The sequence below is a fragment of the Marinomonas sp. MED121 genome (assembly GCF_000153025.1).
GTDB lineage: Bacteria > Pseudomonadota > Gammaproteobacteria > Pseudomonadales > Marinomonadaceae > Marinomonas.
In genome coordinates this window covers 17,495-31,125 of sequence record NZ_CH672429.1, presented here as the reverse complement: position 1 = coordinate 31,125, position 13,631 = coordinate 17,495, and the positions used below count along the sequence as shown (strand labels likewise).

The window sequence follows — 13,631 nt, the reverse complement described above, 5'->3', positions numbered from 1 at the left end:
CCCTTAAGGAGTGAAGAATGAGCGTTAATAAACTAGGTAAAATGGCTGTTATTGGCCTATCTGCAGCTTGGATTGCAGGTTGTAGTACAACAGCAACTGAAACTGATTCTTCTTCAGTGACAGAGGCTGAAGGAAATACAGTTGCAGCACAATCAAGTGCAGCTAATTCAACGGGTTCTAGTGATGGATCTTTTGGTGCAAATGGCAATGGCGATTTATCTAGCGTAATTGTTGATGGAAACGGCAATGTTGTTTCTGCTGAGAATGCAACCGCAGCACAAAAAGCGGCAGCAAATGCGAAAGATATGCTAGTTGGCGTTGCTCATATTTTCTATTTTGATTTTGATAAATCAATTGTTAGACCTGAAGCGCGTGAAGCTTTGGCTAAACATGCTAAATTCTTAGTAGCTAATCCAGATGCACGTGTGGTTCTTGAGGGTCATGCAGATGAGCGTGGTACTCGTGAATACAACATGGCACTCGGTGAGCGTCGTGCTAAAGCTGTAAGCCGTTACCTTACTATTCAAGGTGTTGCTGCTGCTCAAATCGAATCTGTAAGTTTTGGTGAAGAAAAGCCGCTTGAGTTTGGTCATGATAAGGCTGCTTGGCAGGCTAACCGTCGTGTTGAAGTGCGTTACGAATAATGAAGGCTTTGACGCATAATCTTCGCTCTATCGCAATGGCGCTGTGTTTCACAGCGCCATTGGCGTTTGCTGAGGGCGAAAATAATAGCGCCCTTTCAGCGAGTGCTGCAGCAGAACTTTTATATCAGATAGAGAACTTGCAACTTGAAGTTCAATCTCTAAGAGGGACTGTTGAACAGCAACAACATGAGCTTTCAAAGATGAAGGCGAGTCAAAGGGATAGGTATATCGATCTTGATAAGCGTATTTCAAGCTTAATGAAAATGATTCAAGAGCGTCCTGCACCGGTTGCCTCTATTACTGTGCCAAGTGCTAGCTTGCCAGTGACCCCTGTGATTGATGATGTAAGTCAAACTGCCAACTCTACGCCAGTAGAGGTTGTGAGTGTTCCTAGGGTGATTGAGCCTGCTAATGCAGAAACCTTAGCAGAATATAAAGCGGCGTACTCTCTTGTTCGAAATAATGAAAATGCCAAAGCAGAAGTCGCTTTTGTGGATTTTATTACTAAGTACCCGAATAGTGAGTTGTCTGGCAATTCTTATTATTGGCTTGGTTTGCTGAAGTTAAATTCAGGTGATCCTGTGTCAGCCATTGAGCAATTTAAGTCTGTAATTAGTCTTTTTCCAAGTCATGATAAAGAGACTGATACCTTATATCGCTTAGGCTTTGCTTATTTGAAAGTGGACGATAAAGAATCAGCTAGAGGTTATTTAGTTGATGTAATTGAACGTTTTCCTAACAGTAAGGCGGCTAAATTAGCAAAAAATCTTTTGTCTAATATAAAATAGCTTGTATTTCCCAATGGGTTCTGTATTATACGCGCCCGTTGGGTCGTTAGCTCAGTTGGTAGAGCAGTTGACTTTTAATCAATTGGTCACTGGTTCGAATCCAGTACGACCCACCAACAATCTTATATCTACTTCAAGTAGTCTGGGTCGTTAGCTCAGTTGGTAGAGCAGTTGACTTTTAATCAATTGGTCACTGGTTCGAATCCAGTACGACCCACCAACTTCCTATATCTAATCCCGATTTTTAATTAGGGGTAATGACATGTCAAACGTCCTCAATAAAGCAGCATTAAGAGAAACGGTACAACAACACCTTTCGTCTGCTGAGCAAACTTTACGTCATCCTACTGAACAAGATGATGCTTTACGTAATGAAATCAAATCTCTTCTAAAAGCTAAAGATGCGGTGCTTGTGGCGCATTATTATTGCGATGATGAAATTCAGGCTTTAGCTGAAGAAACGGGTGGCGTGATTGCCGACTCACTTGAGATGGCTAGATTTGGAGCTAATCATGAGGCTTCAACTTTAGTTGTTGCAGGCGTTAAGTTTATGGGGGAAACCTCAAAAATATTAAGCCCAGAGAAAACTGTGATTATGCCGACTTTGGAAGCAACCTGCTCGCTAGATATAGGTTGCCCAATTGATGAATTTTCGGCATTTTGTGATCAGCACCCTGACCGTAAGGTGGTTGTTTATGCCAATACGTCGGCAGCCGTTAAGGCTCGTGCTGATTGGGTGGTTACCTCAAGTATTGCATTGCAAGTAGTAGAGCATTTGGTTGATCAGGGCGAAAAAATTATTTGGGGGCCAGATCAGCACTTGGGTAATTATATCCAAAAACAAACAGGTGCTGACATGATTCTTTGGGATGGTGCTTGCATTGTCCATGAGGAGTTTAAGGCAAAGGGAATTTTAGATTTAAAGAATATCTACCCTGATGCCGCAGTATTGGTGCATCCTGAGTCTCCTTCCTCTGTCGTTGATGTGGCTGATGTGGTTGGTTCAACATCTCAGTTGCTTAATGCTTCAAAAGAAATGCCGAATACAAGTTTCATTGTGGCGACAGATCGCGGTATTTTCTACAAAATGAAACAGGCATCACCTGATAAGCAATTCCTTGAAGCACCGACAGCGGGTTCAGGTGCGACGTGTCGTAGTTGTGCTCATTGCCCTTGGATGGCGTTAAATAGTTTGCAAATGCTTAGAAATGCACTTGTAGACATGACGGGTGAAATTCATGTGGACGAGTTGACTCGTGTAAAGGCATTAGAGCCACTGCAGAAAATGCTGGATTTTCAGATTAAGGCTTAATAGGTTCAAGGCGCTCGTTAGATTAGAAGAGCGCCTTTTTCTAGCTTTGAGTTAGGTCGTATGTATTTTCTAGATCCACTGTATGTTTGATTTGCGTTGTTATCTCTTTAATTACTTTTAACTCTTCTTTGTTTGCTTCTGGCTTGGCTTTATCTAATAACTTGAGTGCTGCTTTCGTTTTGCCATTGCTAAAGGCTATTTGCGCTTCATATGCCCAGGTTAGTGCAAGGTTCTTGTGTTTTCTAGCTTGACTAAGGTGGATGCGGTTGATGATATCTTGCTCATATTGAAGCAGTTTAGGATTGGTGGGAGAGAGTTTTGATATGGCCGTTTTGCTTGGGCTTAACTCAATAAAGGCAAGGTGGCCTTCGTTTATTTCGAGTTTTTTGTTGATGACTTGAGCGGCATCTTCCAGTTTTTGGTTGCGTATTAATATAAGTGCTTTCAAATAAGCTTGATTCACAAAAGTTTCATCAAGCAAGGGTGATAATGCTAAAGCCTCTAGCGTTTGATTGCTTAGATAGGCACTCAATGCTTTTGCATAATTAAGTTCGTTTTCATTGGTTATTTGCGAATTCAAATAACTATTGGGTTCTAGCAATAGGCTGGCTCTGTAGCCAAGCATGCTTGCTCTAAATTGGTTGAAGTCAGTTTGATCCCCTTGTTTTAAAATGCTCTTTGCGGGCTCTGTGTTGATGGAATCTGATAGCCTTGTTTCAGGGATAGGGTGAGTGGATAGAAATTCAATGGGCTCTCGTCCGATACTTGCTTGAAAAAATGTTAAAAATAATTCGCTTGTAGCGTTTTGATCAAGGTCTGCTTGAATTAAGTATTTTCTAGCTTGCCTGTCAGCTTCTTGCTCTTGTATGCGACTATAGGCAAGATTGTTTTCAGCCTTATTTGCTATGCCTGAAAGCAGCAGTGCAGAGCTAGCCTCACCATCCGCTCCAGCGAGTGCTGCTGCTATGCCTGCACCAATCATAAGTAGCGCTTTACTTTGTTCTTGCTTGTTTTGCTGGTTTTGCCTCTCGTAATGCTTAAGGTCTAGATGGGCAAGTTCGTGAGCTAATAGGGCAAATAAGGTTTGCTCATTTTTGATTCGACTTAACATGCCGCTATACAAAAAAAGGTGACTTCCGGGAAGGACGAAGGCATTATTTTGGGCGCTGTTTAGTAGGCCAATTTCAATGTTTTTCTGGTAGAGTTCGGTATGAGGTAATAGCTTGGCGAGGGCGTTTCTTAGGTAGTCGTAAGCCGGTGGAAAATGTATGAGTCTTTTACTGCCATGAAGTTTGCGAAACCAATGTTGCCCGACGATATAAGAAGGATTGGATAGACTTTGTTCATCTAGGTCTGCTTCTAGGTCTGGGAGCTTTGTGTCAGCATAGCTACTGGCTAGATTCAGGCATAAGCATAAAGTGAGCCCAAGTTTAAAGGCTTTAAATAAAATCATTGTTTTTAAAAGGTAATTTAAGATTCAATATGGCTAAATTTGATGCTGATGAGTATGACGTATTATTGGATGTAAGAGAAGATAAGTGTCCTATGCCACTGTTAAAGACTAAGCTTGCACTGGCGAAAATGTCGACAGGACAGGTTTTATGTGTACTGGCAACCGATCCAGGTTCACTAAAAGATATTCCATATTATTTATCCCATGTACAAATCCCGTTGTTATTAGAAGAGCAAGTTGATAGTGTGTGTCGTTTTTTAATCCAAAAGCCCTAGCCGATAAGGCAAAGCTAAGCAGGAACCTATGTTAAAAATTGTTGAGTCTTTAATAAAGCGCTACTTTTCTGATGAAGAAGCGGTTGTGTTTTTATTATTAATGATTACGTGTATTGCTGTATTAGTGTTTTTGGGCAATATTCTTGCGCCTGTACTGATTGCTATTGTGCTTGCTTTTTTACTACAAGGTGTGGTGAATAAAGTAGAAAGAATGGGGCTTTCACATTTGTCCTCTGTGTTAGTGGTTTTCTTGTCTTTTAGCGCTGCTTGTGTTGCTTTCATTGGCATTATGGTGCCTGTTATTTGGAAACAAGCTGGACGTTTGCTTAATGATGCGCCTCAAATGCTTGCTGACCTTGATGCGGTAGTAAAAACATTTGCGGTAGAGCATTTAGAGTATGTGAAGCAAGACTCTATTGATGATGTGTTGGGTAATATGGCAAACGAGTTGGCGAATGTTGGTCAATGGGTGTTGTCCTTTTCTCTGTCTAGTATCCCTTCTATTATGTCTCTTATGATTTACATGGTATTAGTGCCTTTGGTGATGTTCTTTTTAATGAAAGATCAAAAACAGATCATGGTTTGGTTTACTGCATGGCTGCCATCAGAAAGAAGGATGATGCGCTCTATTGCGCAAGAAATGAATGATCAAATTGCCAACTATATACGAGGCAAATTTATTGAAATGTTGGTAGTGGGGATTGCCACTTATGCTGTTTTTGCCGTGCTAGGGTTAAGGTATGCTGAATTGCTGGCTTTGTTTGTGGGTTTGTCTGTTTTGATTCCTTATATAGGTGCCGCCGCGGTGACTGTGCCTGTGGTGATGGTCGCTTTTTATCAATATGGCACTGACACCATGTTTGTTTATGTCTTGGTTGCCTATTTAGTGGTGCAGGCCTTAGATGGTAATGTGTTAGTACCCTTGTTATTTTCTGAGGCAGTGAACTTGCATCCATTAGCGATTATTGTGGCTGTATTATTCTTTGGTGGGATCTGGGGGTTCTGGGGGGTCTTTTTTGCGATCCCATTAGCAACCTTGGTTAAGGCAATTCTTAATGCATGGCCAAGTCATACAAAAATCCCCAATTACTAACTAAAAAAGGAGGCGCTAGGCCTCCTTTTTTATTGGTGCGCTCAATAAACATTACTCAGGTAAAATTTGAGCGCTGTGCTCTTTCGTTTTCACTTTTTTAATAATATCTGAAATTTTACCTTCTTCATCAATGATAAAGGTAGTTCTCACCGTTCCCATGAACTCTTTCCCCATGAACTTTTTAAGTTGCCAGGTGTCGTAAAGCTCGTGTACTTTTCGTTCGGTATCTGCCAGTAGTGGAAAAGGAAGTTCATTCTTTTTGATGAAGTTTTGATGGCGCTTTTCTGTGTCTGTACTGATACCTAGTACAACAAAATTTTGTTGTAGGAGGGTCTGGTAATTATCTCTAAGGTTGCAAGCTTGTGCAGTACAACCTGGTGTGGAATCTTTTGGGTAGAAGTATAAAACGACTTTTTTTCCTCTAAATTGTGAAAGAGAGATGAGCTGGCCGTCTTGGTTTTCAATTTCAAACTCAGGCGCTAATTGCCCTACTTCAAGAGTCATAGTCTATTTCCATCTTGTTAAGTGAATAAGAGATAAGTCTAGCAGCTTGTCTGATACGGTAACACCTTATTAATACGATAAAAAAAGCAAGATTTAAGTGTCTTAGTGACAGAGTCTTGTTGTTCTTAACTTTGTGCAACTGTACTATATGCACGCATAAAATTTTACTGGAGACGCGCAATGATTACTGGCAGCTTAGTTGCTCTAATTACACCCATGACAAATAATGGCGATGTAGATTCTGTCAAACTTCAAGAACTTATAGAGTTTCATTTGCAAGCGGGTACTCATGGCATTGTAGCGGTTGGTACAACTGGTGAGTCTGCGACACTTGATTATGAAGAGCATGCGAATGTTATTCGTCAAGTGGTTGAGTGTGTTGCAGGTAGAGTGCCTGTGATTGCTGGAACGGGTGCAAATTCAACCCATGAAGCCATTGACCTTACCAAAAGAGCAAAAGATGCTGGAGCAGATGCCTGTTTGCTCGTAACACCTTATTATAATAAGCCTACTCAAGAAGGTTTATATCAACACTTTAAAGCCATTGCTGACGCTGTAGATATCCCTCAGATTTTATATAACGTGCCTGGTCGTACTGCCTGTGATATGTCTAATGAGACAAGCTTAAGACTTGCAAGTATTAAAAACATTGTGGGTATTAAAGATGCAACAGGCGATCTTGCCCGTGGTAAGGCCTTAATTGAAGCCGCACCCGCTGACTTTGCTGTTTATTCGGGAGATGATCCAACTGCCATTGATCTGATTCTATTAGGAGCCAAAGGCAATATCTCTGTGACTGCAAATGTGGCTCCGGCTAAAGCCTCAAAAGCAGCTGCGTTAGCCCTTGAAGGAAAGGCTGCAGAGGCAAAAGCGGTTGATGCAAGCTTGCTAGGCTTACATAAAAATCTATTTTTAGAATCTAATCCGATTCCAGTAAAATGGGCATGTGCGCAACTAGGGCTTTGTGAAGAGGGAATTCGCCTACCGTTAACCTTGTTTGCTAATACATTTCATAATCAAGTGATTGACGCTATGAAGCAAGCTGAGGTGATCGCTTAATGCCACATTTTCTGCTTAATAAAACAGTCATTTCAGCAGCCTTGGCCCTGTCATTAACGGCTTGCTCCATGTTTGATAAATCAGATAATTATCAGTTAAGCCGTTCAAACGATGTTGAGCTTGTTGTACCAGCAGGATCTGTTGCATCAAGGGATACACTTGTTATTCCAAATGAAGATTCGATTCCTGATTATACCGGTGAGATGAATGTTGAAGGACTAAAAGGACCTATTTCCTTCATGCCTTTAGCGAATGTGAAGGTAAGCTGGCAAGATGAGACTATGTGGATAGAGTCATCGTTGGACACGAAAACAGCCAAGGGCCTGATTAAAAGCTATCTTGTAGCCTTGTCTGGAGATCTAAATTCAATAGCCAGCATGACAGATGATGAAATTGTCAGTGAGCCAATTGGAGATAAAGACCAGGGAGCCTTACTGAAATTTTATTACAGCATCACCCGTCTTTATCCTGATCGTCCTGCTTATCGATTTAAGTTAGAAAGCACAGCAATCGGCAGTAAAATTGGTTTGCAGTCGCGCTTAGTGAGTCAGGACAAAAATCAAGAGTTTGAGTATGGCGAATGGTTGAGTCCAGATGAGTCCGAAGAAAGCTATTCTGATGCACTACAGTTCCTTTCTACTTTATCTAGTGAGTCAATGGAGCTGGTCGATAATAAAGTTGAAAGTGATCTGCCTAAAGCCAATCAAATGTGGTTGAAAACTGACGGTCAGTATCTTGTTAAATTGAGTGATAATGCAACCGAATTAGATGTTGCGAACCTAATTGAGCAAAGTGATTTGCATCTTGTTTCTCGCTCCCCGCTAGAATTGGCATTCGTAACAGCTGGGGAAGTTACTAAAGTAGGTGATATTAGGCCTATTACTTTGCCATCATCCACTGAAGGAGAGGAAGATATGCTTTTGTTTAATCTTAAGTATCGTAACCTTGACAGTGTTGAGTGGCAAAAGCGAGCGTATCCTGTGGTATTGGTTCAAAGGGACGAAGGGGTATTTGTTGAAGTTGATGTTTCAGCAGTTGAATTCCCTGATGTTGTTTCTTATCGAATCATGTCTGCATTGCAAAATTAACCCCCTACAGCAGAAATAAGCGGAGACTCTCCCATGCAAAAACGTGAAGAACTATATGCAGGTAAGGCAAAATCTGTATTTAAAACAGATGATCCTGATAAGATGGTTCTTGTCTTTCGTGATGATACGTCGGCATTTGATGGTAAAAAAATGGAGCAGCTAGACCGTAAAGGTATGGTGAACAATAAGTTCAATGCTTTTATTATGACTAAGTTGCAAGAAGCGGGTATTCCTACGCACTTTGAGAGCTTGTTAAGTGATACAGAGTGCTTGGTTAAATGTCTTGATATGATGCCTGTAGAATGTGTGGTGCGTAACATTGCCGCCGGTAGTCTATGTCGTCGCCTTGGTGTTGAAGAAGGGCTTGAATTAACCCCACCTACTTTTGAACTCTTTTTGAAGAATGATGATCTTGGTGATCCTATGATCAACGAATCTCATGTAGAAGTCTTTGGTTGGGCTAAGCCTGAACACTTAGCGACAGCGAAAGCACTAACCTATAAAGTGAATGATGTATTGAAAGCCTTATTCGCTGAAGGCGGTATGTTATTGGTTGATTATAAATTAGAATTTGGTCTATTTAATGGAGAAGTGGTCCTAGGTGATGAGTTTAGTCCTGACGGCTGTCGTCTATGGGATAGTGCTACCCGTGAAAAGCTTGATAAAGATAGGTTTCGTCAAGGTTTAGGTGGTGTTATTGAGGCCTATGAAGAAGTGGGTCGTCGCATCGGAATTAATTTTGATGCCTAATAAACTTGGGCAATTAAGTATTTAGTTTGATGAAATAAAAAAGGGGGCAACCCCTTTTTTTATCTTTGGGCTTTGCTTAGTGTTTTGTTTTATATAAAAAATAAAGAGTGTTTAGATTTTAAGGATGACATTTGCTTAATTTTTTGCCAGTTCGTATAGGGCTTAGATATGCTCGTGCAAAGAGAAATAATCACTTTATTTCTTTTATCAGCTTCTCGTCTATTGCAGGTCTTGCATTAGGTGTGGCTGTTTTAATCATAGTTCTCTCTGTAATGAATGGTTTTGATCGCGAGTTACGCCAACGCATATTAGGTATGGTTCCCCATGCAACTCTTTGGGGGAGTCCAAACTTGCTGAATTGGCAGGCTGATGCAGAGCTTATTGCAACTATGCCTGGTGTTTTAGGGGTTGCACCTCATACTCAGGCACAAGTGATGTTTCAGTCTAAAAAAGGCGTACAGGGTGCGCTTTTAAATGGTATTGATCCTGAGCTTGAGGCAAAGGTCTCTATTATCGATGAACATATGGTAAAAGGCTCTTTGGAGGCTTTAAATCAGCAGTCATTCGGTATTATTTTAGGTGAGCAGTTAGCTAAAATTTTGAGAGTAAATGTTGGCGATAAAGTCACAGCGATACTACCTGAAGCGAGTGTTTCGATAGCAGGTATAACGCCGCGGCTGAAGCGATTTACCTTAGTTGGCGTCTTTAAAGTCGGGGCGGAGCTTGATTCTAGTCTGGCTTATATTCATATCAATGATGCCGCTAAGTTGAAGCGCTTACCTAAAGGCCAGGTTGAAGCGGTTAGGATATCATTTGATGACTTATTTAAAGCGCCCAACATGATTTGGGATATTGCTAGAAAAGTGCCTGGGCAGAATAGAGTAAGTGATTGGACTAAAACCCATGGTAATTTATTTCAGGCAATTCAAATGGAAAAAACCATGATAGCCTTGTTGCTTTTGCTCATTGTTGCGGTGGCTGCCTTTAATATTGTCTCGACCTTGGTGATGGTGGTGACAGACAAGCAAACAGATATTGCCATTTTAAGAACCATGGGCTTGACCTCGAACCAGGTCATGTGTGTGTTTGTGGTACAAGGGATATTTATTGGCGCTTTAGGGTCCATTATTGGATTGGTGTTGGGGGTGCTTGGTGCGCTTAATGTTAGTGCCGTGATTAGCTGGTTTGAAAAAGTAATGAATGTTCAATTTTTGAATGCAGATGTCTATTTTATTAGTTATTTGCCTTCTGAGCTTAACTGGCAAGATGTAAAGGTTATCATGATTTCGGCGTTTATTATGACGGTTCTAGCGACAATTTACCCTGCGTGGCGTGCATCAAAGGTGCAACCTGCTGAGGCTCTTAGATATGAATAAATTAGTACTAGAGTGTCAAAATTTATCCAAACATTATGATGATGGTAAACATCAAGTGAGTGTCTTTGAGCAGATTCAGCTTGCCCTTAATGCTGGAGAAACTGCCGCCATTGTGGGGGCGTCAGGCTCAGGTAAAACTACCTTATTAAACTTATTGGCAGGTTTGGATTTAGCTTCAAGTGGTGATGTTTTACTTGATGGCATTGCATGGTCGAGTATGAAGGACAAGCAAAGAGCGGTGATGCGTAATAGAAACCTCGGTTTTGTTTATCAGTTTCATCATTTGTTGCCTGAATTTAGTGCGTTAGAGAATGTGATGATGCCCATGTTGATAGCAGGTAAGTCACGTAAATCTGCTTCCCTAAAAGCGGAATCTTTGCTGTCAAAGGTGGGTTTAAGTGAGCGTTTAAAGCATAGACCGTCACAACTTTCAGGTGGCGAGCGTCAGCGTGTTGCGATTGCCAGGGCGCTTGCTAATGACCCTGCTTGTGTTTTGATGGATGAGCCAACAGGGAATCTAGATGAGAAAACCGGTAACGAAATTCAAAACTTGATTCAAACCCTTAAGGTTGAATTAAATATGGCGTTTTTAATCGTGACCCATGATGAAGGTATGTTGGATTGGATGGATTCAGCTTACCGCTTGCATTTTGGTAAGCTTGAGCGATTGGCTTTAACTGACTGACTCTACTTTTAAAAACACATCATTAAAAAGAAGCATTAACCGATGAGGTTAATGCTTCTTTTTTGTTCTAAGCTTTCTTGCATTCCAGCGTTTATTCACTTTATGTCGCCATAAGATCAAGATGGATAAATAGCCTGAGACGCCCATGATAATGCCTGAGATAAATGAGCCAATATAGAGTGGTAGCCAAATGTGCTCTAACTGGCTCCAGATCCATTCTATTGAAAGCTGAAACTCTGAACCGTGGCTTGAGCCAATAATTGAGGTTCCGATCAGGTAGTTAACATAAAATAAAAATGGCATTGTGATGGGGTTAGATACCCAAACAAGTGCAATAGATAGTGGAATGTTTGCTTTTAAAGGAATTGCAAATACAGCCGCGGCAAGCATTTGTAATGGCATAGGGAGCGCAGCCCAAAATAGGCCATTTAAAAAGGCTTTCGCTACAGACTTTCTGTGTAAATGCCAGAGATCTGGATCATAAATTTTATTACCTAATAAAGCTAAAGCACGGTTCTTTTTTAGCTTATCTGGGTGAGGTATAAATTGTTTAAAATATCGCTTTGGCATAGATTATATTTCTAAAGTAGCTAAAAGGACATGGAGGTCTTAATGCTGCTATTGCAACTTACGCTTCTTATCTTTGGGATTTATTGTCCTATTGAAATAAGATTGGCGTATTTTACTCATATCTTAATCCTCTGTCTCTATTTATTACTGATTAAAAAGTACAGGTATCTGATTTTTCTTGGAATATTGCTTATTAGCCTGATGTTTAGCTGGGCTAATCAAGTCGAAAAATTAGATGTTGAGTCTAGTTCAGAATATCAGTTAGAGATATCAAAGTTTGAAACTCATTCTGAGTTCGAACATACCATTAAACTTGTCTATTTTAAGCAAAAAGAATCTTTTTTAAGGAAATTATTTTGGTTGGGCCAAGGGCAAGTTGCAATCACTTGGGTTTTTGATGAAAAGGATTATTCTCAGCATCTTGGCTTTTACTCTGCAAAGTCAGTGACTGAGAAAATTCAAGTTAAGGTGGAAAGGACTTTATTAGCTAATAAACACGGCAATGCTCAGCAGCGCCAGCTTTATCGATATGGATTAAAGGGGCAAATTTATCTATACGCACTCAATTGGACGAATGCTCAAAAAATCGCCTTATTATCTTCAACAAAACCTATGGGTTTATACGTGCAAGATGCACTAGATAAGCAGTTTGCTGGTTTTGAAACTTGGCCCTATACCCGCTCTTTGGTGCTGGGAAATAAAGATCAACTTTCCCAGAAGGACCTTTGGTTAATTAAAAGTTTAGGGTTAATGCATTTGTTTGTTGTTTCTGGCCTGCATATTGGTTTTATGTACTTTATCGTGTTTTGGTTATCGAGATGGGTGTGGCGCTTTTCGCCTGCTTATATTGTGAAGGGGATTCAGCATCAAGCGGTGCTAACCTTGCTCTTACTCGTGCCTACGGCTTGTTTTTATGCTGCCATTACCGGCTGGGGAGAGTCAGTGCAACGGGCAGTGTGGATGCTTTTGTTGTGGCAAGTTTTTAACTTGTTAGGGCTTAAAATTAGCGCTTACAAGGTGTTGTTGATTGCCCTGTATGGCATTCTCTTATTGGATGAGAGTGCGTTAGATTCTGTTGGTTTATGGCTCTCATTCACTTTAGTGCTTATTTTATTAGTATTTTTTGAGTATCAAACGTCTCATCTACTGCAGACAATGAAGTTGCAGTTCATTCTAACCTTATGCGCTACGACTTTAATTCTTGGTTGGCAGGCCTCAATCTCCAGCGGCAGTGTTTTAATTAATTTATTGGTGTTGCCGCTTACTGCATTTTTGTGGTTTCCCGTTGCTATTTTAGCAAGTGTGGAGAGTCTTTTGTTGCATACTGTTTATCTGATGAGCGGGTTGGACTATGTGCTCGTTGCTGCATTGGGTTGGCTGGAAGCGAGTGTTTATTTATTCCCTTCTTTACTGCTGAAATCAGGGCTCTTACTTTATTTTAAAGTGCTACTCTATCTTGTATTTTTGCTTTGGGTGATTTACCGGCATAGGGTGCGCTCTTGGGTCTTTTTTCCAATATTAGTGCTTTTGATTATTCTATTTGGACCAATCGATGTTTTAGTGAAAAAGGATAAAAGTGTGGTTTCGGTGGCACATCAATCAGGGAGCTTAATGCTTGATAATGGTGTTGAGCCTCAGCTTTCATCTCTATGGATAAATAATGTATCAGAGTTATCTTTGATGTGGCTTGATTCTTTTTTATTTGATGCTTCAAATAAGGATGCTAGCAAAGTAAAAATTTTGTTATGGCCTTTTAAAGCAAAGGGACTGACATCTAGTCTTTTGGTCTCATTATCACCGCGTTGGTTGATTTTTAAGCATTCGCCAAAGCAGAGTACAATGGATCTTTTAAGCGCAATGCAAGTGTCTTGGCTGGTGTTGCCAGATGAAAGCAGGGTGACCTTTGAGTGGTGGCGAAATCAATGGGTTATAAAACATTCTAACTGTTTGATTTTTTTCATTTCAAAGCAAGAAAATAACTGTTTGCGTGTTGCCGAGCTGGAGAGTGTGTTAAATTATTCGCCAAAGTTTTAA

At 40.6% G+C, this 13,631-nt stretch carries 14 protein-coding genes and 2 tRNA genes; 13 read left to right on the top strand and 3 right to left on the bottom strand.

Annotation, left to right across the window (positions count from 1 at the left end):
* The first annotated feature begins 17 nt into the window (after window positions 1-17).
* From pal to nadA, 5 genes are all read left to right on the top strand, one after another.
* Window positions 18-644: a peptidoglycan-associated lipoprotein Pal gene (gene pal, locus MED121_RS00265; RefSeq protein WP_009831557.1), complete on the top strand. Its 627-nt coding sequence runs from the start codon at window positions 18-20 to the stop codon at window positions 642-644.
* Between the two features lie 8 nt (window positions 645-652).
* Window positions 653-1,432: a tol-pal system protein YbgF gene (gene ybgF / locus MED121_RS00260; RefSeq protein WP_242603159.1), complete on the top strand. Its 780-nt coding sequence runs from the start codon at window positions 653-655 to the stop codon at window positions 1,430-1,432.
* 40 nt (window positions 1,433-1,472) lie between these two features.
* Window positions 1,473-1,548, top strand: a tRNA-Lys gene (locus MED121_RS00255).
* Window positions 1,549-1,576: 28 nt separating this feature from the next.
* Window positions 1,577-1,652, top strand: a tRNA-Lys gene (locus MED121_RS00250).
* A 42-nt stretch (window positions 1,653-1,694) separates the two neighbouring features.
* A complete protein-coding gene (nadA, locus tag MED121_RS00245; protein WP_009831555.1) occupies window positions 1,695-2,744 on the top strand; it encodes a quinolinate synthase NadA in 1,050 nt (349 codons plus the stop codon).
* Between the two features lie 40 nt (window positions 2,745-2,784).
* On the opposite strand, the gene MED121_RS00240 is transcribed toward nadA, so the two are convergent.
* Window positions 2,785-4,197, bottom strand: coding sequence for a M48 family metalloprotease (locus MED121_RS00240; RefSeq protein WP_009831554.1), 1,413 nt, complete (start codon window positions 4,195-4,197; stop codon window positions 2,785-2,787).
* A 29-nt stretch (window positions 4,198-4,226) separates the two neighbouring features.
* Here MED121_RS00240 and MED121_RS00235 point away from each other — a divergent pair, with 29 nt between their 5' ends.
* Complete coding sequence (locus MED121_RS00235) at window positions 4,227-4,472, top strand: sulfurtransferase TusA family protein (protein ID WP_036178389.1); 246 nt, start codon at window positions 4,227-4,229, stop codon at window positions 4,470-4,472.
* A gap of 28 nt (window positions 4,473-4,500) precedes the next feature.
* Entirely contained in the window at window positions 4,501-5,565 is a 1,065-nt protein-coding gene (locus MED121_RS00230; RefSeq protein ID WP_009831552.1) for an AI-2E family transporter, read from the top strand.
* 51 nt (window positions 5,566-5,616) lie between these two features.
* On the opposite strand, the gene bcp is transcribed toward MED121_RS00230, so the two are convergent.
* Window positions 5,617-6,069: a thioredoxin-dependent thiol peroxidase gene (gene bcp / locus MED121_RS00225; RefSeq protein ID WP_009831551.1), complete on the bottom strand. Its 453-nt coding sequence runs from the start codon at window positions 6,067-6,069 to the stop codon at window positions 5,617-5,619.
* Between the two features lie 180 nt (window positions 6,070-6,249).
* Here bcp and dapA point away from each other — a divergent pair, with 180 nt between their 5' ends.
* The 5 genes from dapA (at window position 6,250) to MED121_RS00200 (ending at window position 11,027) form a co-directional block, all read left to right on the top strand.
* Window positions 6,250-7,128: a 4-hydroxy-tetrahydrodipicolinate synthase gene (gene dapA, locus MED121_RS00220; protein ID WP_009831550.1), complete on the top strand. Its 879-nt coding sequence runs from the start codon at window positions 6,250-6,252 to the stop codon at window positions 7,126-7,128.
* Window positions 7,128-8,216: a hypothetical protein gene (locus MED121_RS00215; protein WP_009831549.1), complete on the top strand. Its 1,089-nt coding sequence runs from the start codon at window positions 7,128-7,130 to the stop codon at window positions 8,214-8,216. The genes dapA and MED121_RS00215 overlap by 1 nt, the downstream gene beginning before the upstream one ends.
* Window positions 8,217-8,249: 33 nt before the next feature.
* A complete protein-coding gene (gene purC, locus MED121_RS00210) occupies window positions 8,250-8,966 on the top strand; it encodes a phosphoribosylaminoimidazolesuccinocarboxamide synthase (protein WP_009831548.1) in 717 nt (238 codons plus the stop codon).
* Between the two features lie 131 nt (window positions 8,967-9,097).
* Window positions 9,098-10,342, top strand: coding sequence for a lipoprotein-releasing ABC transporter permease subunit (locus MED121_RS00205; RefSeq protein ID WP_009831547.1), 1,245 nt, complete (start codon window positions 9,098-9,100; stop codon window positions 10,340-10,342).
* Window positions 10,335-11,027: an ATP-binding cassette domain-containing protein gene (locus MED121_RS00200; RefSeq protein ID WP_009831546.1), complete on the top strand. Its 693-nt coding sequence runs from the start codon at window positions 10,335-10,337 to the stop codon at window positions 11,025-11,027. The genes MED121_RS00205 and MED121_RS00200 overlap by 8 nt, the downstream gene beginning before the upstream one ends.
* Window positions 11,028-11,075: 48 nt before the next feature.
* On the opposite strand, the gene MED121_RS00195 is transcribed toward MED121_RS00200, so the two are convergent.
* A complete protein-coding gene (locus tag MED121_RS00195; RefSeq protein ID WP_009831545.1) occupies window positions 11,076-11,597 on the bottom strand; it encodes a DUF2062 domain-containing protein in 522 nt (173 codons plus the stop codon).
* Between the two features lie 42 nt (window positions 11,598-11,639).
* Here MED121_RS00195 and MED121_RS00190 point away from each other — a divergent pair, with 42 nt between their 5' ends.
* Window positions 11,640-13,631 (top strand): ComEC/Rec2 family competence protein, encoded by a 1,992-nt coding sequence (locus tag MED121_RS00190; protein WP_165474601.1) that lies wholly within the window; start codon window positions 11,640-11,642, stop codon window positions 13,629-13,631.